Below are 21,402 nucleotides of genomic sequence, written 5' to 3'. Positions count from 1 at the left end.
GTTTTGAGTACATCTCTGATTTCACTTGAACAACTAATTAATGATTTCCATGTTAATAAAAGTTGGGATAAACAATATCGTTTAATTATTCAATTAGGTAAAAAGTTGCCTAGTTTGGAAGAGGTACATAAAACTAGCGTTAATCAAGTAAAAGGTTGTGAAAGTGTTGCCTGGTGTTTGATAGAGCAAAAGAAAATTATTTTTATTTTAAAATGGATAGTGATACTCGAGTTGTGAAAGGCTTAATGATGATTTTACTGATAATTTATCAAGGTAAAACCTGGCAACAAATAAAGGCAATTGATATTCACGCCTTATTTGATAACTTAGGTTTATTAAATCATTTGAGTCCGTCACGTGCTAATGGTTTATTAGCTATTGTTGAAAGAATTAATCAAGCAGGAAACCTTTAAATGAGTACAGGTTTACATCCTCGTAATCTGCATCAAGGACAGTATGACTTTAGCCTTTTATGTGAATCTTTGCCTGCTTTGTCAGCTTTTGTTTTTGAAAATCAAAACCATCAATTAAGTATAGATTTTAGTGACCCTCAGGCGGTACTTTGTTTAAATCAAGCGCTACTTAAAGTATTTTATAAAGTTGATTTTTGGCAATTGCCTCAGGGATATCTTTGCCCTCCGATCCCAGGACGTGCAGATTATATTCATGCCTTAGCTGACCTCATTAGTGATAATCATAAAATTTCCACAGGCAAACAGATTAAAGTTTTGGATATTGGTACAGGCGCGAACTGTATTTATCCAATTATTGGCAGTCAGCATTATGGCTGGTCATTTATAGGCACAGATATTGACCCTGTATCAGCAAAAACAGCAAACTTAATTATCAACTCGAACAAGAACTTAAAACCATATATCAAGATACGTTTACAAAAAGACAATGCTTCGATTTTTAATAATGTGATTAAAAAAGAGGACAAGTTTACTTTAACTATGTGTAACCCTCCCTTTCATGCTTCGATGGAAAAGGCACAATTAGGCAGTGCGCGTAAGATAAAAAACCTTAATAAGGGAAAACCCTCAAAAGCAGTCACCTTGAACTTTGCAGGACAAGAGAATGAGTTATGTTGTGCGGGAGGTGAAATTGCGTTCTTAAAAAAAATGATTAATGAAAGTGTGTTATTTGCAGAACAAGTAACATGGTTCTCCAGTCTCGTTTCTAAATCTGAAAATGTTGCGCCATTAAAGAAACGCCTAGAAGAGCTTAATGCAAAACAAATTAAAGTAATAAAAATGGCACAGGGGAAGAAGGTGAGTCGCTTTATCGCTTGGAATTTTTAATTCATTCTCAGAAGGTTAAATACTAATTAAGTGAACAAAAACACCTATTTTCTTTATGCTCTTTTTAAAGATAGTCTAAACTTAATGTAGTTTTAAGTCATACAAAGGTGAAAGGAATGTCTGTTCGTAAGAAGAACGTGTTTACTGATCTGCTTCTGATTATTGTTTTAAATGTATTATTCGCTTTTTTATCTATAAAACTAAATATATTTGAGCATCTTTTTCAATCCTTAAAAGACTATCAACATGAAATGGTAGGGCTTGAGCAATTGATGTTGATCCTATTCTTGTTGCTGGTGAGTGTTGTTTATTTTCTTTTTCGTCGCTGGTGGGAAAGTAGTCAATATGCTTTATATATAGAACATAATGCTTTGAAGGATCCTCTCACTAAATTGCTAAACCGAAGAGCTATTGAGCGAAGCCTTACTAGTGAGCGAGACCGTTATTTACGTTATCACCAAGAATTTAGCATTGTATTATTTGATATCGATGGTTTTAATGAAATTAATAAAAACCTTGGTACCTTAGAAGGAGATAGAATTTTAATTGATGTCGCTAAAATGTTGAAGAAGAATACCCGAAAAACAGATTTTATTGGGCGTTGGGGGGAAGAAGAGTTTTTAATTCTCTGCCCTGTGTGTAAAAGCGAACAGGCTGTTGTTTTGGCGGAAAAGTTACGAGCAAAAATATACCGTACTTTACAAGATGGTATCGAGCTGAGTGCCAGCTTTGCCGTTGCACAATCCGATGAAAGTGAATCGTTAGATGATTTAATTAAGCGTGTTGATCTGGCTTTATATCATGCTAAGCGAGCGTGGTAAAAACTGTGTCATAAACGGTTAAATTTGAAGGTGATATTGTTGCTATATCAATATCACCCTATTGAAGTTAGTTGTTAAAGCACTTGCAACACATTTTCGATTGGTAAACGAGACTTAGGTAACGGTAAATTATAATCTTCTGCGTCATTGCGGTAACCTATTGCTAAGGCTACATCACAAATATATCCATCTAACTCCTCTGCAAAAATCTCACTGATTGCCGCGCTATCAACGCCTTCCATTGGTGTAGAGTCAATACCTAAACGAGCAAGCACGTGTAATGTATTACCAAGCGCAAGATAAGTTTGTGCTTTTGTCCAAGCATTATTATTTCCAGATTCATCTGTATTTAAATCAACAAAGGCAAAGGCACCAAATGCTTGTTCACGATTCTCTTCCTTTGCACGGCCACTGGCAATGTCGTTATCAATCACTTTACCGTAATCACTGCGCTTGTATTGAGGGTTATGTGCAAACAGAATGGTATGTGATGCCGTTTTTGCATGTGGCTGATTAAATTGAAATTTCTGTTCAAAGGTATCATGTAAGCGTTGTTTGGCTTGATCACTTTCAATGACAATAAATTTCCAAGGTTGTGAATTAATTGAAGATGCTGATAATTGAATCGCTTCATAAATTACTTTTAAATCTTCATCAGAAATTCGTTTGCTAGGATCATATCTTTTAGTGGTATATCGCGTTTTAAGATCTTTAATTATCGGGTGTGTCATATTCTTCTCCAGTGCTCGCACAATTTTGTTAGGCCAACATAGTGTTGTTGTATTACTCAATAGTAAAGCTTGTAACACTAAAATTGAATACTATAATATTTGAATCATTATCAAATAAATCGAGATAATATGTTGTTAGAAGACTTACAAGTAATTCTCAAAGTTGCAAAATTTAATAGTATTACCGAAGCCGCAGATAGTTTAGATATGCATATTGCTACGGCGAGTGCGACTGTTAAACGTGTTGAAAAATCCTTAGGTAGTGAATTATTTATAAGAACCACTCGTAAGCTTCGCTTATCAACGGCAGGGAGCGGTATATTCCACAATGTGAGCAGGCATTAATGATGCTCGAACCAGGCACAGAAAAACATTAAGTATGATATGAATATCATTGATGGTGAATTACGGCTTGCAGTATCTTCAGATTTAGGAAGGAATCGTGTCGTGCCATGGTTAGATGCTTTTATGGAAGCACATCCAAAGGTAAGTATAAGAGTACATATTAGTGATAGTAATATCGATTTCTACCGTGATGCAGTTGATGTTGCATTACGTTATGGTTCTCCAACCGAGGCTAATGTTTATGGTTTTAAAATATGTAATGTACCAGGTGTATTATGCGCAACACCAGCTTACCTCAGAAAGCATGGTACACCAGCTCATCCCAATGACTTAGTTACTCATAATGGGTTATTTTATCAACTTCAAGATATTGTTCATGATGTGTGGAAATTTTCAGATGCTGAAAATAGTTATAAGATTAAAATGAATAGTAACCGGATTGCTAATGATGCAGAACTAGTAAGACGTTGGTGTGTTTCTGGCCAAGGGCTGGCAGTTAAATCTTGCCTTGATATGGTCGCAGATTTAATGTCTGGAGGTATTGTTAATGTTATGCCCGATTTTAAACCAAGAGCAACTGAACTGTGGTTAATTTGCCCAAGTAGGCAATCAATCACCCCAGCGGTGCGTTTGTTAAGAGATATGCTTAGAAAAGAAAGTAAAGTGGTGTTGCAAGCAGTTAGTAGATAAAGGAATTCTTAGTCGGGAAGATTGTTTTTAAACACTTGGCTTAAGAGAGTGTTAAGCCAAGTGTTTTATAGCGTTTCTTAGTGGTTACCGAGATTTTACGTATGGCACACCTACAGCTTTAGGGCCAACAGCTCGTCCGATAAATCCAGCTAATAACAATACCGTGAGAATGTAAGGTAATACTTCAATCATTTGTACTGGGATTTCACCAATAATTGGCAATTCAGTACCCTGCAAGCGAATAGCAATCGCATCCAAGAAACCAAATAATAAACAGCCAAGTAACACAGGAACAGGACGCCACTTACCAAATATTAATGCGACTAGTGCGATGAAACCTTTACCTGCACTCATATTTGCAACGAAACCAGCACTGTGTGCCATTGATAGGTAAGCACCTGCAACACCACACAACAATCCTGCAATCATTAATGCACGATAGCGTATCCAAGCTACAGAAATACCAGCAGTATCAACAGCATGAGGATTTTCACCAGCAAGACGTAAACGTAAACCAAAACGGGTTTTAAACACTATCCACCAAGTCACAGGTACTAACAACAAAGCCACATAAACAAGAATATTATGGCCAGAAATGAGTTCGCTATATAACAGCCCAATAAAAGGTACATCCGCTATCATCTCTGCGCCAGGTAAGGTAATAGGCGTAAAACGTTGTGAGTCTAATAAAGCTGGCGTTTGACCACCAAGGCCAAACCAATAACGGCCAAGTGTTACCGTTAATCCGACCGCTAGCATATTGATGGCAACACCGGAAACGATTTGGTCACCACGATGGGTGATAGATGCAAAGCCGTGTAACATTGATAATGAAACACCAACAGCCATTGCGACAAAAAGACCTAGCCAAATCGATCCTGTTACAGAAGCAGTTGTTCGCTGCTGCAAAGGTCACTGAGAGTAATTTACCCTCAAGGGCGATGTTCACAATACCAGCTCGCTCGGAAAATAAGCCTGCTAATGCCGCTAGTATTAAAGGTGTGGATACTCTTAACGTGGCATCTAGTATTAAAATCAGGTTCTCATACATAATTTAAGCCTCCGAGGTATTTTGTAGCGATAGTTTTTTACGTTCGTCTAAGAAGGTAAAAAGCGTTCCGTTGGTTTCACCAACATGTAAGCTAAAGCGCCACTGAACAGTACCACTAATGCTTGTACGACCTGGATCATTTCTCTATCAATATTCGGGTAATCAAAGGAAAGCTCTGCACCACCTTGGTAGAGTACACCAAACAATAAGCTTGCTAAGATAATGCCAATCGGATGATTTCGGCCAATCAAGCACACAGCAATACCGGTAAAGCCATAACCTGCTACAAAATCAAGTTTTAGCTGGTGGCTATAACCTTGAACTTCATTAATACCCAATAATCCAGACAGCGCGCCTGAAATTAGCATTACAATAATGGTTAATTTTTTATAATTAATACCACCATATTCGGTCGCTGATGCACTTTGCCCCATCGCTCGAATAGCATAACCCCAACGTGTTCGCCATAATAAAATCCACACTAATACGCGACAGGCGAGGGCAATAAAGAAGCTTAGGTTCATCGGAGATTGTTCGAAGGCTATGCCAAACCATGCGACCATTTCATGAAACATAGGTAATTTCGCAGTGTCATCAAATATTCGTGAAACAGGGGCCATTTGTCCCTCTAATTTAAATATATTTACCATAAGGTAAACCATCAAAGAAGAAGCAATAAAGTTGAACATAATAGTGGTAATAACGATATGGCTACCACGATAAGCTTGCAAGTAAGCGGGGATAAAGGCCCATAAAGCACCAAAAGCCATACTAGCAAACATAGTAATAGGTAAAATAGCCCAAAAAGGTAGGGTATTATCCAGTGCTAAACAAACCATGCCAACACCTAGACCACCCATATAAGCTTGGCCTTCACCACCTATATTAAACAGACCTGCTGAAAAGGCCACTGCGACGGCTAATCCAGTGAAAATAAAGTTAGTTGCATAATACAGGGTATAACCGACACCTTCTTGATAACCTAAAGCGCCACGCACCATTACTTGAGTCGCTTCAATTGGGTCAACATCAACGGCAATAAAAATAATAGCCGCAAAAGCAAAGGCAAATAAAATATTGAGCATAGGTAATAGAAATATATTCACCCATGCTGGGATTTTTGAATCGTTCATGCCTTATCTCCTGCACTTTCTTTCAATTCATCTGGCATAATATTTGCCATCATCATACCAAGGACTTTTTCATTAGCTTGTTCGCTACTTACTTCGCCAACAACTTGCCCATCAAACATAACAATAATGCGATCTGATAAAGACATAATTTCATCAAGTTCAACCGAGACTAATAAAATACCCTTGCCTTGGTCGCGTAATTCAATGATACGTTTATGAATAAACTCAATGGCTCCAATATCTACCCCACGAGTAGGTTGACCAATTAATAAAACATCTGGGTTTTTATCTACTTCTCGGGCAATAATTAACTTTTGTTGATTTCCTCCTGAGAATAGGGAGCTTCTTAATTTTGGATCTCGAGGGCGGACATCCCACTCTTCCATTAAGCGCGAGCATTCACTGCTAATAAAGTCGGGTTTATTTAAGATCTTGCCATTATATTTAGCTTGATCTTGATGTCCTAAGATAGCAGATTCTTCAGCTGAGAATGACTTGATCAGTCCCATTATAAGACGATCCTCTGGAATATGGCCAACACTTAACTGACGCATACTATCAGCTGTTGCAGGGTGGTTTGCATCAATACAAGTATCACCTACATTAATACTACCGCTAGTGGGGGTTAACAAACCTGCTAAAGAGTTAATTAGTTCTGATTGTCCGTTTCCTGAGACTCCGGCAATACCAACCACTTCACCGGCTTTAATGTTTATTGAGACGGATTTCAGGCGATCTACACCCATTTCATCAGTATAGGTGAGTTTATCTGTGGATATTAATATCTCTTTAGTCTCAGGAAGCTCTTTATCGACATTAAGTTTCACCTTACGCCCAACCATTAACTCTGCTAATTCTTCTTTATTGGTTTCTGCTGTTTTTCGATGTGCAACCATTGCCCCTTGACGCATAATCGAAACGTTATTTGTGGTCGCTAAAATCTCTCTTAATTTATGAGTGATTAAGAGAATAGTGACGCCCTTATTGCGTAGCGCATCAAAAATATGAAATAGATGATCAGTTTCTTGAGGTGTTAATACACCCGTTGGTTCATCTAAAATCAGAATTTTTGCACCTCGATATAGTGCTTTTAATATCTCAACACGCTGTTGCAAACCAACGGGGAGGTCTTCAATTAAAGCATCAAGTGGTACATCAAGTTGATATTCTTTAGCTAAGTGTTCTAATTCAGCACGTGCTTCAACAAGGCTTGATTTTAATAACATGCCATTTTCAGCACCCAATATGACATTTTCAAGTACTGTAAAATTATCAATCAACATAAAGTGTTGGTGCACCATACCAATACCAAAGCTAATTGCTTCTTTAGAGCTGGAAAGCTTTTGTACCTTACCTGCAATTTTGATATCACCGCTATCGGCTGTATAAAACCCATAAATGATGTTCATCAGGGTTGATTTTCCTGCTCCATTTTCACCAATAATACCGTGAATGGTGCCAGCGGGGACTTGTAAATCAATTTTCTTATTTGCGTGAACCGCGCCGAATCGTTTATCGATTCCGCAAAGTTCTAATGCAAAAGAATTATTATCAGGGAGTGTAGGCATAATAGGTACTTCTCTTAATGCTCTTTTAAAAAAAGCTCCCTCGTCACTAGGTACGAGAGAGCAAACTACTTTTTGAAGATTAACTGCTTTAGTATGTACAAGTACTATCAGTCATGTAGTCATGTACTGTAATTTCACCAGCAACAATTTTTGTTTTAATGTTATTAATTTCAGTTTCCATTTCAGCAGTTACTAATCCTCGGTTATGCTCGTCTAATGCCCAATCTACACCAGCTTCTTTCAAACCTTTACTTTCAATACCTGCGGTAAAATTACCGTCTTTTGCATCTTGGAATACGGTGTAAGTTGCTAAACCAACACGTTTCACCATTGACGTTAACATTGGTTCCTGGGTGCATATCATTTTGGTTTGAGTCAACACCAATAGCATATTTACCTTCATCTTTTGTCGCTTGATAAACACCTGTACCTGTACCGCCAGCGGTACTGCAAAGACAACGTCTGCACCTTTAGTAAATTGACTCTTAGTTAATTCAGCACCACGAGCAGGATCAGACCATGCCGCATTTGTTGAACCAGTCATGTTTTGGAATACTTCTGCGTCATTATTAACGTATTTAGCACCTTGCTCATAACCGCAGGCAAATTTACGAATTAATGGAATATCCATACCACCAACGAAACCTACTTTATTGCTTTCAGATTTCAAAGCCGCTAGTGCACCAACTAAGAATGAACCTTCATGTTCTTTAAAAAGAAGAGATTTAACATTTGGTAGATCAACGACTGAATCGATAATTACAAATTGGCTTTCTGGGTATTGCTTCGCTACTTTTTCTAAGGCTGAGCCGTACATAAAACCAACTGCAACAATTGGGCTATAACCACGTTTTGCTAGACGAGCAAGACCTTGTTCACGTTGTGCATCATTTGATGGAACAAAATCGCGTACTTCGATTTTTGTATCTTCAGTAAATTTAAGTGCGCCATTTTGATAAACTGCTTGGCTAAATGATTTATCGAATTTACCTGATGAGTCGTAAGCAATCGCTGGTTTAAAGTCTGCGACATTAACAACTAGTGAAGAAAGTGCTAGCGATACGAGTCGCGCCGTTGTAGTTAAAATCTTTTTCATGAAAGTCCCTTTTGATATAGGTTATGTGAATGATAAAAGTAGGATTCTATTATTAGCGTTTTAGTAAAAACACTCAGATCATTAGCGAACGTTCAGATTGCTGTCATAAAATAAAGCTATCATAGCGAAAGGAGCCGAACTTAATGATGTTCTATTATTAATAACATATATTTTTATTTTAAGCGCATCAAGTCGTTTTTTATCTAAAAATGCACTTTGTAATAAAAAAGCACATTATTACGACGAGAAGATGAAACTAGTTTTTAAAAACAGTGAGTTAGAGGTTGTCACCTAAAGCTCACTAAGTTATCACATTGTATTTTCTTGTTTTGGTGCATAAAAGCGCGCAAACAACAGACCGACTTCAAATAAAATTAGCATTGGGATGGCAAGTAATGTTTGTGAAATAACGTCAGGTGGCGTTAGTAACATTCCAAAAACAAAGGCACCAACAACGATATAGGGACGTTTTTGTTTTAATTTTTCTGGGGTTGTTGCCCCTGTCCAACATAAAACCAAGGTTGCAATCGGGATCTCAAAGGCTAATCCAAAGGCAAAAAATAGTTTTAAAACGAAGTCCAAATAACTGCTAATATCCGTTGCAATAGTTACTCCATCTGGGGCTGTACTGGTAAAGAAAGAGAAAGCGAGCGGAAAAACAACGTAATAGGCAAATACCATTCCTAAATAAAACAGCAACGCGCTACTAATAACTAATGGCGCAACTAAGCGACGTTCATGCTTGTATAAACCCGGTGCAATAAAAGCCCAAACTTGATGTAAAATAGCGGGAATTGCAATAAAAATTGATAGTACAATAGTTAATTTTATAGGGGTGAAAAAGGGCGTGGCGACACCCGTGGCAATCATACTTGAGCCTTCTGGGAGTTGGCTAGTTAGCGGAATTGCAAGATATTGATAAATGTCGTTAGCAAAATATACCAAGCTTAAAAACAGTACCATAACCACTAGAATGACACGTAATAGACGATCACGTAATTCGAGTAGGTGGCTGATTAACGGTAAACTATGTTGTGTGCTGGATGTGCTTTCTTCTGCTTGATTTTCGCTTTCGCTCATCTACTTCTTTTCCTGTTGCGGTGCATTATCATCTGGCACATCTTTTTGTACTTTTTCTGTTGTTTCATTAGTCATCGTTTGTTGTACATCTTCAACGGCTGATTTATAAGGAGTAACTAGCTCTTGAGCGCTTTCTTTCATATCATCAATAGATTTTTTTAAATCTGGATCCAGATTGTTTAAGCCATCTTTACTTGCTTTGATCATATTCTCATTCATTTCGTGTAATTTCAGCTCTTGAGAAATTTCCGACTTAACTGAGTTTGCCATGCTTTTAGCTGTGTTGATCCATTGCATTACGCTACGGATAGCGATTGGTAAACGCTCTGGACCTAACACAACAAGGCCAATGATGGAGATCAGGGCGATCTCCCAGAAACCGATATCAAACATTATGCTTGGTCTTTTTCTTTTGTTTTTTCAGTGCTTTTTTCGTTGCTGAATGAAGCATCTTTCTGATTTTCTAATTGTTGCTCAGACTTTTCAGCTGTTGTTTCATCATCCTGCATGGATTTCTTAAATCCTTTAATTGCACCACCTAAATCACCACCAATACCACGAAGTTTTTTTGTGCCAAATAATAAGATCACTATGACTGCGATGATAACTAGTTGCCAAATGCTGATGCCGCCCATAATATTTATTTCCTTTGAATGTGTAATGTTAAATTTTTAGTAACTGATTAACTAAGCCATTTTCTATTATCGCCTGACTATGCTCGCTAACTGGTTACAATCTTTTATACTTTATAACAAACTTTATTGCTTATTGGTATGATGCCATGCAAGTAACCATGTAAAAATAGCAGGAATGCCTGTTATTAGGGCTAAATCCAAGTCTGCTTGTAAATAAGATAATGCACAGATTAAACTTAGTGTTGCTCCAATACCAATATAAAAATAGCTTTTACTATTATTTTTTTGTTGTTGGTTAATAGAAGCTATTAATTGTTTTTGTTGTCTCTGCATTGCTTTACCATTTGCGAGATTATGGTAGACCAATTCAGGTATTTCGGGTAATTTTTCTAGCCAAAAGGGAGCCTTTTGTTGCAGTTTTTTGACTAGTGTTTTAGGGCTAACCTGTTCCTTCATCCAGTTTTCTAAGAATGGCTTTGCAGTATCCCAAAGATCTAGCTGTGGATATAATTGACGACCCAAGCCTTCAATATAAAGTAGTGTTTTCTGTAATAAAACCAATTGTGGTTGTACTTTCATATTGTAGCGGCGGGCGGTGTTAAATAAATTAATTAAAACAGTAGCAAAGGATATTTCTGATAATGGTTTCTCAAATATTGGTTCGCAAACTGCACGAATGGCAAATTCAAACTCTTCAACCGGGGTATCCTCTGGTACCCAGCCTGAATCAATATGCAACTGTGCTACCTGTCGGTAATCTCGATTAAAGAATGCTAGAAAGTTTTCCGCTAAATAACGTTTATCTTCGTTATTTAGGGTACCAACAATACCGCAATCAATACCAATCCAAAGAGGATCTTCGGGATGATCATAGGAAACAAATACATTTCCTGGGTGCATATCCGCATGAAAAAAACTATCTCGAAAGACCTGCGTAAAAAAGGCTTCAACACCACGTTCAGCGAGTAATTTAAAATCTGTTCTTTGGTTGCTAATGCGTCAATATCTGACACAGGAATACCGTAAATTCGCTCCATGACTAATACATTTTTGGTGCAATAATCAGAATATATTTCAGGAACATAGAGCAATTTAGAATCTAGAAAATTACGCCTCAGTTGAATTGCATTAGCGCCTTCACGCATTAAATCTAATTCATCAACAATGGTTTTTTCATATTCATGTACTACTTCAACTGGGCGTAAACGCTCAGCATCCTTTAAGAAATGTTGCATTAATTCTGCTAACCATTTCATCAATTGAATATCGGCATCAATGGTTTTTTCTATGCCAGGACGGATCACTTTAATAACTACTTCACGATTATCTTCACGCAGGGTGGCAGTATGTACCTGTGCAATAGAGGCAGAGGCAAGGGCTTTAGAATCAAAATGTTCAAATAGTTGATCAATACTCTTTCCTAACGAGCGCTCGATTTGTTTGATGGCTAACTCGCCACAAAATGGAGGCACGTTATCCTGTAGGTAAGCAAGTTGATCGGCATAAATAGGGGGCAGTAAATCTCGACGAGTGGATAACATTTGCCCAAGTTTAATATAAATAGGGCCGAGTGATTGTAAACTTAATCGCAGTCGCTCAGGTAGGCTTAAATCTTGATGTTTACTACGGATCCAAAAAAATAATACGCATCAGTTTGTAGCTGATAGGGCGATGTTCTTTTGGTAATATCTCAATAAGGCCAAATTCAATAATGGTTTTATTGATATCGTATAAACGTGATAGCTCTTTAAGTTTTATCATTATTGTCCTGTACTAGGGTCTGTGTACTAATAGCAACTAAGTCGTTTTTCTAAAGCCATCACTTGTTTTTCAATGTCATTGACTTGTTCACAAAAGTAAGCGACTTCTAATGGACCGGGGGCAAGTTTCAATTCTTCAGTTACAATTTCTGCCAATTGTCGTTTCATTAAAACATTTTGTTTAGAAAGTTGTGTTTGACATTGTTTAGCATGATAAACCAGTTTATGAGCTATTAAATCACCCACTTTATGGGATAAATGCTCTTCCCAATCAATATCCATTTCGGTAAGTAAAAGTGCAAACTTTTGTACTATTTTAATGTCGCCATCAACCTCTAGCTGGCCACTTTTTATAAGCCCTGTAAGTTGGCTACTATCTTGAAGTTCAAACAAAGTAAAAAGACTTAAACGGATAAAACAATCTGCTTGCCCTTCAAAGTGACTTAAAATATCAATTTGCTGTTGACTAACTACAAAGTAGAAGGGAGCTTTTATTTCTTTAAAAGCAATACCAATAATAGTGCCATCGAGCGTTTTGCGTTTTTGTTGAGCAGTCGAGTCTAACTGATGTAATTTGTTAACACCTGTTTCTAGCAGGCCACATACAAGGTTCTCAAATGGCATAAATTTCTCGCTTAATTAGTATTTGTAGCCACGGTGCAGTGCAACAATACCTGCGCTTAGGTTGAAGTATTCCGTACCTTCAAAGCCAACATCCCCCATCATTTCTTTTAATGTTTCCTGATTAGGATGCATACGAATACTTTCCGCAAGATATTGATAGCTTTCACTGTCATTCGCTATTAATTTGCCCAATTTTGGTAAAATATTAAAGGAATAGAAATCGTAAAATTTGCTAATAGGTTTGTGAATAGGCTTAGAAAACTCTAACACTAATAAACGACCACCGGGTTTTAATACTCGATATATTGAGGCAAGCGCTTTATCTTTATCGGTCACATTACGCAGGCCAAAAGCAATAGTCACTAAGTCAAAGTGATTATCAGGAAAAGGCAGTTCCTCGGCATTAGCTTGAACATATTCAACATTACCTTCGATGCCTAAATCACGTAGTTTGCTACGTCCAACTTTTAGCATTGAATCGTTAATATCAGCTAAAACAACCTGGCCCTCTTGGCCTACAATACGTGAGAATTTAGCTGTTAAATCGCCCGTTCCTCCCGCTAAATCTAATACCTTTTGACCTTGTCTAACGCCTGAGCAATCAACTGTGAAACGTTTCCAAACTCGATGAATACCCATTGATAATACATCGTTCATCACATCATATTTAGTTGCAACCGAGTGAAAAACGTCAGCAACTAATTCAACTTTTTTGTCTTCTTCAACGGTTTTAAAGCCAAAATGGGTAGTGTTTTCTTGTCTCTCGCTCATGTAAATCTCTTTTTAAATGATTTTATGCTTATGATATTTCAAAATTTCTCGCTTATGATACTTCAAAATGCAAACTCAGCAAGGCAATTTATACCTAAGTGGTATCAGTGCTATTTAACTATTTTACTAAAGAATGATCAAAATAATGATCTTAGATATGCAAAAAGGAGAGGTAACTAGGTGTTATTTAGATTGTTCAATGTTACTTTTTATTACAGTAGATCATTACTAAAATCGTTATATTAGATAGAATAATACTCACTTTTTTGTAATGATTAAATAATCATTAATGAAACATTAAATTTTGGAGCTTTGCCATGTTGAAAAATATTAACCCAACGCAAACAGATGCTTGGTCGGAACTACAGACGTTATTTTCTAAAAATGAAAATATGCAAATCTCATCTTTGTTTGCGGTTGACGATCATCGTTTTGATCTCTTTTCTCGTCAATTTGGTAAAGACTTTCTCGTCGACTTCTCAAAAAATTTAATCACTGAAGAGATTTTTGACAGCTTGTTAAAACTTGCTGAAGAAGTTGATTTAAGTGGCGCGATAAAAGCACAATTTTCAGGTGAAAAAATTAACCTAACTGAAGGTCGCGCGGTTTTACATACTGCTTTACGTAATCGCAGTAATACACCCGTTATGGTTGATGGTGTTGATGTGATGCCTCAAGTTAATAAAGTACTCGCACAGATGAAAGCCTTCTGTACAAAAGTTCACTCTGGTGAATGGAAAGGTTACACCGGTAAAGCGATAACCGATATTGTTAACATCGGTATTGGTGGTTCAGACCTTGGCCCTTACATGGTAACGGAAGCATTGGCACCTTATAAAGTAGAAGGCATTGAAACACATTTTGTATCAAATGTTGATGGTACGCATATTGTTGAAACCTTAGCTAAAGTTGACCCTGAAACTACTTTATTCCTTGTTGCTTCAAAAACATTCACCACACAAGAAACCATGACAAATGCAAATAGTGCACGTGATTGGTTCCTGAATTTTGCCCAGGATGAAGCACATGTCGCTAAACATTTTGCGACTTTATCAACCAATGCTCAGCTTGTAACTGAGTTTGGTATTGATATTGATAACATGTTTGAGTTTTGGGATTGGGTTGGTGGTCGTTACTCTCTTTGGTCTGCAATTGGTTTATCCATTGCATTAACCATAGGTTTCGATAACTTTGAAGCACTACTTGAAGGTGCCCACGAAATGGACAAACATTTTGCTGAAACTGAATTCAAAGATAACATTCCTGTTATTCTTGCTGTGATCGGTGTTTGGTATAACAATTTCTATGGTGCAGAAACTGAAACTATTCTACCTTACGATCAATATATGCATCGTTTTCCTGCTTTCTTCCAACAGGGGAATATGGAATCAAATGGTAAATGTGTTGACCGTAATGGTGATCCTGTTGATTACCAAACGGGTCCGATTATTTGGGGTGAACCAGGTACTAATGGTCAACATGCCTTTTATCAATTGATTCATCAGGGGACTAAAATCATTCCATGTGATTTTATTGCACCAGCAATTAGTCAAAATCCAGCGGGTGACCATCATAGTAAATTACTATCTAACTTCTTTGCACAAACAGAGGCATTAGCCTTTGGTAAAAGTAAAGAACAGGTTGAAGCTGAATTTAGCGTCGCAGGTAAAACGCCGGAGGAAGTGGCTGAATTAGTGCCATTTAAAGTCTTCTCGGGTAACAAACCAACGAACTCAATTTTGCTGAAGAAAATTACACCAAAGTCACTTGGACAATTAATTGCTATGTATGAGCAAAAAATCTTCACTCAAGGTGTGATTTGGAATATTTTCAGTTTCGATCAATGGGGTGTTGAATTAGGTAAACAACTTGCAGGACAAATTTTACCTGAGTTAGCTGATGATGAAGTCGTAAAAAGTCATGATAGTTCAACCAATGGTTTAATTAATACCTGGAAAGCTTGGAAATAAGTTTCTAAGGTGAAAATTTAAGTTGAAAATTAATGTCATGCTAGAATCTGGCATGACATTATTTTTTTAATTAGGCTCTCTGCGTAGTGAAATTAACAAACTATACTTCAATTAATTGAAGCTCTTCCTGAAAAATAATCCCTTAATTCCCGTTAATTTCCTTAATATAAGTCGCCACTTTATTTAGCACTATCTCTGGTTTTAAATTTATCATGCAGATGTTACTGCGACAGTTTTTAATACTACCATCGGGCAGACAAGGGCTACATTCAAGCCCTAACGAGATTATTTCGACCTGGTTGTCAGCATGTGAATATGGGCCGGTTTTACGATAATCATTAGGTCCTAACATTGCTAATACAGGGGTTTTTACAGCTGATGCGATATGTGATGGGCCGGTATCTGTGGATATTAGTAGTTCTGCTTGTTCGATCAGTGTAATTAGCTCATTGACGCTGGTTTTTCCGCCCAAATTGAGGATGTTTTTAGCATCGATGTCCTTTTCAAGCTGTTCAATAAAAGCTTGCTCATTGGGGCAACCCACTAAAATAATAGAATGTGTTTTATGATACTTTTCACATAAGCTGGTTGCTAGGCTCTGCCAGTGAGTGATTGGCCAAGCGCGATAATTTATCGAGCCTGCACGGCCTACATGGCTATTACCTGGGTGCAGTACAATATAACGTTCAGGTAAATTAAATTTATTCTGCAGTGCTTTATAATCACTGCCTACTAAGGTTGTTGGGTAATAATTTGATTTATTATTTTTTGTTAGTTTAGCAAGTCCTACCTTAGTAACCTCTAGCATAGATTCAACGGCATGTTGCTTGCTGTCATCGGGTCCTTTTGTAAAAGGTGCTCCGACTTTATATTTTGCGTGAATTTGTTTTACGATAGAGAAAAATTTAGCGTCGTTTTCCAGATTAATAATAAGGTCGTAGGGCGCTTTTTTACTGATTGAAATAATCTGTTTTTTATCCGCGTTTAATAGAGTTGGAAGCTTTTTAAATTTAATGGAGTAGACATTATTTATACGAGGATCGTGTTTAAACAGAGAGTGTGTAATCGGTGAGCCTAACCAATCTATCTGTGTATCCTCGGGTAGATTTTGTTGAATAGTTGATATCGCTACGCTTGCGAAAACAGTATCTCCTAACGCACCTAAGCGAACAATCAGTATTTTCATAAAAATCCTTGAAATTAAATACCGCAAGATTGTATAAAAACTTTTGTGTAGAATCTATTTAAATGTCAGTACAATAGTTTTTTTCCGATCTGAGGCATAAATAATGCATAAAATACTTGTTGTTCGAAATGATAAAATCGGTGATTTTATGCTTGCGTGGCCTAGCTTTGCAATGCTCAAAAAATCGATGCCAAATGCACAAATTGATGCTTTAGTGCCCGCTTATACTAAGCCATTAGCAGAGCTTTGCCCGTGGATCGATAATATCATTGTTGATAACACAGACAGTAGTCAACAAGCGCAATTGATTGAGCAAGTTAAAGCAGAAAATTATAGTGATTATATTTGTTTATTTTCAACGACACGTAATGCGCAACTAGGTCGTAAAGCAAAAATACCTTATCGTTTAGCGCCAGCGACTAAATGGGCACAATTTTTATTTACGGATCGTTTAAAACAGCGTCGCTCACAATCTGCGAAGCCTGAATTCGAATACAACTTAGATTTAATCCGTCATTTTCTAGCAAAAAAACAACAACAGGTTGTTGAAGTTAAAGCGCCTTACCTAGTGGTTGATGATTCATTACAAAATGAGATTAAAGCGTCACTCTTGCAAAAGTTAAATAAACCTATCAACAAGCTATGCTTCATTCATGCTGGTAGTGGTGGCAGTGCAAATAACTTATCTATCGAGCAATATGCGCAACTTATTTCATTACTAAGTGAACAATATAGCGAGATGGGATTCATATTAACTGCAGGGCCAGGAGAAGAAGCGCAAGCTAGAGCACTTCAGTCCTTGTTATCGGAAAGCGTGCCCAGTTATTTGTATGAATCGACGCAGGGATTGATTTCTTTTTGTCAGACTATTAGCTGTGCGGATTTATTTATTGCAGGTTCTACTGGGCCATTACATATTGCAGGCGTTCGCCGATGTACTTACCGCTGGATTCTTTCCTGCGAAGCGAAGTGCAACCCCTTTACGTTGGCAACCCTTGAATAATAAAGAACGCCATATTGCTTTTATTCCAGCAAAAAATGACAAAACACAGGAAGATATGTCTTCAATTGATATTCACTCTGTGATGCAAAATTTGTCTAGTTTTTTAAACTCACATGAGTTTTAAAGAGTGTTTTTGTTATTTCGCTCGACTATCGTTCTTTCTGACCCATAAGTCCGCATATTTTATAAAGGTAGAGTGGGCAGAAAGTACGGCGATAAGTAGTCCTTGTTTACCATCTAAGAAACCACGCTTTAATAAATACATTTTTATAAAACAACCTAAAGCATGAGTGAAGCCTTGAGTTAGGCTGGCTTTTTTGCCTCTTTGCTGACGCTGATCTGCCCAGGCTTTGCCATAACTTGCCGATTTAACTAAATAATTTTCGATGTTGCTGTAGGAATAATGGAATAAATCCCCCTCTAGTTGAGCAATATTTACATCTGTCGCAGTTATTATTTTTTCATGCACTAGGGCATCGTCATATTTAGCTAAGTTATTAGGGTAAACACGGATTATTTTATCAACCCAGCCAGAGTGTGCTAAAAAGCGACCGAAGACCCAGGTTTTACGTTGTATTTTAAAAACTGTATTATTAGAAGTCGCTATTTTTTGCTGGATAGATTTTTGTAATTCAGGCGATACGACTTCATCGGCATCAATGGCAATTATCCATTTACAAGTTGCGTAATTTTGTGCGAGTTGTTTTTGTTTACCAAAGCCTTGCCATTCAGTATGGGAATAAAACTTGGCGCCATAATCCTTAACAATTTCCTCCGTTTTATCTTCACTGCCAGAGTCGACAATAATAATTTCATCCACCCAAGTTAATGAGTCTAAGCAAGTCAGTGATATTATGTTGTTCATTTTTAGTAATAATAATGGCGCTGATACTATTTTCAGACATCTTATTGTTCCTGTTTTTGGCTAAGGTTATCAAACATAGTGATCACCGCATCAATGGTAATCAAAGACATAGCATTGTCATCTTTAACTCGTGCTCGCCAGGGTAATTGTTCAATGCTTTTTCCTGTTTGTTGGGTAATTAATTGTTGGTAAACACTAACAACATGATCAAGTTGATAATATGGCCCTGTGCGTTTAGGATTGTGGTGGGCGTATAAACCAATGACAGGTGTATTAACTATGGTTGCCATATGTGTTGGCCCTGTATCAGGCGCTAAAATAAGCGTTGCTTGTTGTATTAATGCCAATAATTCGATCAGTGATGTTTGACCAATTAAGCCAATTGCCTGTTGATTGGTTTGCTTGATAATTGTTTCAGCCAGTTGTTTTTCAATCTTTGTAGGAGCACCACAGATAAATACTTGGAAGCCCTGTTTAAGAGCGTGATTTGCGAGTGCACTATAACCTTCAACAGTCCAGTTTTTATAAGCTTTACTAGCGACAGGACAGATAATAAAAGTCGGTTTATTATTAACTAAGTTAATTGCTTTTTGCTTGCTTTCCTCTGGTATATTGATTGACCATTGTACCTTTAAATCTTCAATACCGAGCTTTTCTGCAAAGGCCATAAAACCATCTAATACATGGCTCGATTTTGCGCTGTCTATTTTTTTATTGGTAAATAACCATTGTGCATCTTTTGCTCTGGCTTTATCAAATCCAAGTTTAACCCTAGCCTTGATCATCAAGCTCGCAATGCTAGATCTTAAGGTCGCCTGCATATGTAATAAGGCATCAAAGTGGTGATCTTTTAGAGCGTTACGCAGTGTTAAATAGGCTTTCCAACCTTGTTTTTTATCAAAACTAATCACTTCAACATTATCGATATGTTGTAATAGTTGTGCTTCTAGCTTTCCTGTCACCCAGGTTATTTTAGTGTCTGGCCATTGTCTTTGAATCGCTTGCACAGCCGCTATTGCATGGCAAACATCACCAATCGCACTGAGGCGTAATATACAGATTGATTTAGGTGGCGTGGTGAACAAAGGCATAATTTACCTATTAATTATAGTGAATCAAAATATAAGTGAGAATAGACGCATTATGCAAAGGCGCGTTGCTAATGTAAAATAACATACCTTCATTTATTCAAATAAAGTCATAAATGTGAAAATTATTGAAATAAACAAACAAACCTACTTTTTTAATGCCTCTAATTTTTCTGAGTCTGTTTTTGATATTAATTATCTGCAAGAAAATAATTTAATCACCGGTAGCTCTGTTGGTCGGGGGACCACTTGGTTTTTTCAGCATCAACAAAAAAATACGTTTTACGCCATTATTATCGTGGTGGTTTAATCGGCAAAGTGAATTCTGATAATTTTCTTTTTCAAGGTTTAAAACAGACTCGTGCTTATCAAGAATTTGAGTTGTTGGATAAAATGAATAGCTTAGGTTTGCCTGTTCCAATACCTTATGCAGGAAAGATAAGCTGTAGTACTGTTTTTTATAAAGCAGATTTGATCATTGAATTAATTGAAGGTGCTCAGGACTTAGTTGCAATATTGACGAAACAGGCGGTGCATGAAAGTCGTTGGCGTGAAATAGGTCGCGTGATCCGTTTATTTCATGATCATAATATTTATCATAGCGATATGAATAGCCATAATATTATGATCGACACTAGCGATAAAGTTTGGTTAATTGATTTTGATAAATGTGCGCAAAGAGAAAGTGGCCCTTGGAAAGAGCAAACCTTAGCACGCTTGTTACGCTCTTTTAGGAAAGAAAAAACAATTAATAACAAATTAAATTGGGATGAAGCCAATTGGACGACCCTGATGCAGGGTTATCAAGAACATTAATATTTTTATTTCATTTATTTTTTAATGCCATAGTTGGTCCAGGCTTTGCCTTCATTTTGGATTTGTTTAAATAAGGCTTCATTGACATCGGATCTTGGTAAAATTTTGTGGTAAAGGTGAACTTGGATTGCTTTATAAAAAAGCGGTTTAATAGTAATACCTGCAAGGCGAAGACGAAAATCAATATCACTATCTTCACCTACTCCTGGCGCTTCATAGCGTTCGTCAAAAGCATTGATCTTGAGTAAATCTTGCTTAAATAATGAAAAATTACATCCCACTAAACCTTTGTTTTTCTTCTGAATTATTTTTCGTAATTTAGGGTGTGTAATTCTAAATCCTTTTTCAATATTTTTGCCATTGCCCAATAAATAGTCATGGAGCATTTTGTAGCGATTTTCAGCAATAAATTTTGCAGGATTGGCTGATTTACGAAGAAGACTTGTCATTTTATCGGAAAGGTCAGCTCGGCGCCCATTTAAACAAACGCCCGCTTGCGCTTCACTGAGGTGGTCTTCTATAAAGTGAGATTGAGGAATACAATCACCATCGATAAAGATTAAATAGTCGCTGTGAGAAGCTTGTATGGCTTTATTGAGACACCTATTTTTTCTAAAACCACTATCTTCTTGCCAACTATGCAGGATGTTTAGAGTACTGATCTGACTCATTTCTTGTAATGTTTGTAAGCTCTCTTCATTGGAACCATCATCGGCAATAACGACTTCAAAGTCTTTTTCAGTTTGCTTTTCTAGGGCGCTAAAAACCAATGCCAGCGCTGTTGTATTGTTATAGAAAGCAATGATAATGGATGCTTTAAATTTTTGAGCAGGGTTATTTTGCATATCTTCTCTTTGTTTCATAAAAC

19 protein-coding genes and 4 pseudogenes are annotated in these 21,402 nt (G+C 37.0%); 8 read left to right on the top strand and 15 right to left on the bottom strand.

The window, feature by feature from the left end; translation table 11 throughout:
* Positions 1–3: 3 nt before the first annotated feature.
* The 3 genes and pseudogenes from ACLKMH_RS23785 to ACLKMH_RS23775 all read left to right on the top strand — a co-directional run bounded on the left by ACLKMH_RS23785 (position 4) and on the right by ACLKMH_RS23775 (position 2,122).
* Positions 4–413, top strand: a pseudogene (locus ACLKMH_RS23785) (SufE family protein).
* On the top strand, positions 414–1,301 hold the full coding sequence (gene rlmF, locus ACLKMH_RS23780) for a 23S rRNA (adenine(1618)-N(6))-methyltransferase RlmF (protein WP_413700222.1): 888 nt from the start codon (positions 414–416) through the stop codon (positions 1,299–1,301).
* Between the two features lie 116 nt (positions 1,302–1,417).
* Positions 1,418–2,122 carry a GGDEF domain-containing protein gene (locus ACLKMH_RS23775; protein WP_413700221.1) on the top strand — a complete coding sequence of 235 codons (705 nt, stop codon included), beginning with the start codon at positions 1,418–1,420 and terminating at the stop codon, positions 2,120–2,122.
* A gap of 74 nt (positions 2,123–2,196) precedes the next feature.
* Here ACLKMH_RS23775 and ACLKMH_RS23770 read toward each other — a convergent pair whose 3' ends face one another.
* Positions 2,197–2,853: a nitroreductase family protein gene (locus tag ACLKMH_RS23770; protein WP_413700220.1), complete on the bottom strand. Its 657-nt coding sequence runs from the start codon at positions 2,851–2,853 to the stop codon at positions 2,197–2,199.
* A 129-nt stretch (positions 2,854–2,982) separates the two neighbouring features.
* Between ACLKMH_RS23770 and ACLKMH_RS23765 the strand changes: the two are divergent.
* A pseudogene (locus ACLKMH_RS23765) lies at positions 2,983–3,919 on the top strand (LysR family transcriptional regulator).
* 53 nt (positions 3,920–3,972) lie between these two features.
* On the opposite strand, the pseudogene ACLKMH_RS23760 reads toward ACLKMH_RS23765, so the two are convergent.
* The 10 genes and pseudogenes from ACLKMH_RS23760 to ubiE form a co-directional block, all read right to left on the bottom strand.
* A pseudogene (locus tag ACLKMH_RS23760) lies at positions 3,973–4,939 on the bottom strand (ABC transporter permease).
* Positions 4,940–4,986: 47 nt separating this feature from the next.
* Positions 4,987–6,072 carry an ABC transporter permease gene (locus ACLKMH_RS23755; protein WP_413700219.1) on the bottom strand — a complete coding sequence of 362 codons (1,086 nt, stop codon included), beginning with the start codon at positions 6,070–6,072 and terminating at the stop codon, positions 4,987–4,989.
* On the bottom strand, positions 6,069–7,640 hold the full coding sequence (locus tag ACLKMH_RS23750) for an ABC transporter ATP-binding protein (RefSeq protein ID WP_413700218.1): 1,572 nt from the start codon (positions 7,638–7,640) through the stop codon (positions 6,069–6,071). Before ACLKMH_RS23750 ends, ACLKMH_RS23755 begins: the two co-directional genes overlap by 4 nt.
* 88 nt (positions 7,641–7,728) lie before the next feature.
* Complete coding sequence (locus ACLKMH_RS23745) at positions 7,729–8,736, bottom strand: BMP family lipoprotein (RefSeq protein ID WP_413700217.1); 1,008 nt, start codon at positions 8,734–8,736, stop codon at positions 7,729–7,731.
* Positions 8,737–9,045: 309 nt separating this feature from the next.
* Positions 9,046–9,816: a twin-arginine translocase subunit TatC gene (gene tatC / locus ACLKMH_RS23740; protein ID WP_413700216.1), complete on the bottom strand. Its 771-nt coding sequence runs from the start codon at positions 9,814–9,816 to the stop codon at positions 9,046–9,048.
* Positions 9,817–10,209, bottom strand: coding sequence for a Sec-independent protein translocase protein TatB (gene tatB / locus ACLKMH_RS23735; RefSeq protein WP_413700215.1), 393 nt, complete (start codon positions 10,207–10,209; stop codon positions 9,817–9,819).
* Positions 10,209–10,451, bottom strand: coding sequence for a Sec-independent protein translocase subunit TatA (gene tatA, locus ACLKMH_RS23730; protein WP_413700214.1), 243 nt, complete (start codon positions 10,449–10,451; stop codon positions 10,209–10,211). The genes tatB and tatA overlap by 1 nt, the downstream gene beginning before the upstream one ends.
* Before the next feature lie 123 nt (positions 10,452–10,574).
* A pseudogene (gene ubiB, locus ACLKMH_RS23725) lies at positions 10,575–12,212 on the bottom strand (ubiquinone biosynthesis regulatory protein kinase UbiB).
* A gap of 26 nt (positions 12,213–12,238) precedes the next feature.
* A complete protein-coding gene (locus ACLKMH_RS23720) occupies positions 12,239–12,835 on the bottom strand; it encodes an SCP2 domain-containing protein (protein ID WP_413700213.1) in 597 nt (198 codons plus the stop codon).
* A 15-nt stretch (positions 12,836–12,850) separates the two neighbouring features.
* Positions 12,851–13,606 carry a bifunctional demethylmenaquinone methyltransferase/2-methoxy-6-polyprenyl-1,4-benzoquinol methylase UbiE gene (ubiE, locus tag ACLKMH_RS23715; protein ID WP_413700212.1) on the bottom strand — a complete coding sequence of 252 codons (756 nt, stop codon included), beginning with the start codon at positions 13,604–13,606 and terminating at the stop codon, positions 12,851–12,853.
* A 317-nt stretch (positions 13,607–13,923) separates the two neighbouring features.
* Here ubiE and pgi point away from each other — a divergent pair, with 317 nt between their 5' ends.
* Positions 13,924–15,576 carry a glucose-6-phosphate isomerase gene (gene pgi / locus ACLKMH_RS23710; RefSeq protein WP_413700211.1) on the top strand — a complete coding sequence of 551 codons (1,653 nt, stop codon included), beginning with the start codon at positions 13,924–13,926 and terminating at the stop codon, positions 15,574–15,576.
* A gap of 142 nt (positions 15,577–15,718) precedes the next feature.
* Here pgi and ACLKMH_RS23705 read toward each other — a convergent pair whose 3' ends face one another.
* Positions 15,719–16,762 carry a glycosyltransferase family 9 protein gene (locus ACLKMH_RS23705; protein ID WP_413700210.1) on the bottom strand — a complete coding sequence of 348 codons (1,044 nt, stop codon included), beginning with the start codon at positions 16,760–16,762 and terminating at the stop codon, positions 15,719–15,721.
* A gap of 103 nt (positions 16,763–16,865) precedes the next feature.
* Here ACLKMH_RS23705 and ACLKMH_RS23700 point away from each other — a divergent pair, with 103 nt between their 5' ends.
* Together ACLKMH_RS23700 and ACLKMH_RS23695 are read left to right on the top strand one after the other, a co-directional pair.
* Complete coding sequence (locus ACLKMH_RS23700; protein ID WP_413700209.1) at positions 16,866–17,765, top strand: glycosyltransferase family 9 protein; 900 nt, start codon at positions 16,866–16,868, stop codon at positions 17,763–17,765.
* Positions 17,758–17,889 carry a hypothetical protein gene (locus ACLKMH_RS23695; RefSeq protein WP_413700208.1) on the top strand — a complete coding sequence of 44 codons (132 nt, stop codon included), beginning with the start codon at positions 17,758–17,760 and terminating at the stop codon, positions 17,887–17,889. The genes ACLKMH_RS23700 and ACLKMH_RS23695 overlap by 8 nt, the downstream gene beginning before the upstream one ends.
* 12 nt (positions 17,890–17,901) lie before the next feature.
* Here ACLKMH_RS23695 and ACLKMH_RS23690 read toward each other — a convergent pair whose 3' ends face one another.
* Positions 17,902–18,585 carry a glycosyltransferase family 2 protein gene (locus ACLKMH_RS23690; RefSeq protein WP_413700207.1) on the bottom strand — a complete coding sequence of 228 codons (684 nt, stop codon included), beginning with the start codon at positions 18,583–18,585 and terminating at the stop codon, positions 17,902–17,904.
* A gap of 86 nt (positions 18,586–18,671) precedes the next feature.
* On the bottom strand, positions 18,672–19,721 hold the full coding sequence (locus tag ACLKMH_RS23685; RefSeq protein ID WP_413700206.1) for a glycosyltransferase family 9 protein: 1,050 nt from the start codon (positions 19,719–19,721) through the stop codon (positions 18,672–18,674).
* A 246-nt stretch (positions 19,722–19,967) separates the two neighbouring features.
* On the opposite strand from ACLKMH_RS23685, the gene ACLKMH_RS23680 reads away from it, so the two are divergent.
* Entirely contained in the window at positions 19,968–20,534 is a 567-nt protein-coding gene (locus ACLKMH_RS23680) for a 3-deoxy-D-manno-octulosonic acid kinase (protein WP_413700205.1), read from the top strand.
* Between the two features lie 14 nt (positions 20,535–20,548).
* Here the strand turns inward: ACLKMH_RS23680 and ACLKMH_RS23675 are convergent, their stop codons facing one another.
* On the bottom strand, positions 20,549–21,397 hold the full coding sequence (locus ACLKMH_RS23675) for a glycosyltransferase (protein ID WP_413700204.1): 849 nt from the start codon (positions 21,395–21,397) through the stop codon (positions 20,549–20,551).
* Between the last annotated feature and the right edge of the window lie 5 nt (positions 21,398–21,402).

The organism is Psychromonas sp. KJ10-10, from assembly GCF_047323245.1.
GTDB lineage: Bacteria > Pseudomonadota > Gammaproteobacteria > Enterobacterales > Psychromonadaceae > Psychromonas.
The sequence above is the reverse complement of the archived record's forward strand: the minus strand, read 5'-3'. Positions and strand labels throughout refer to the sequence as shown.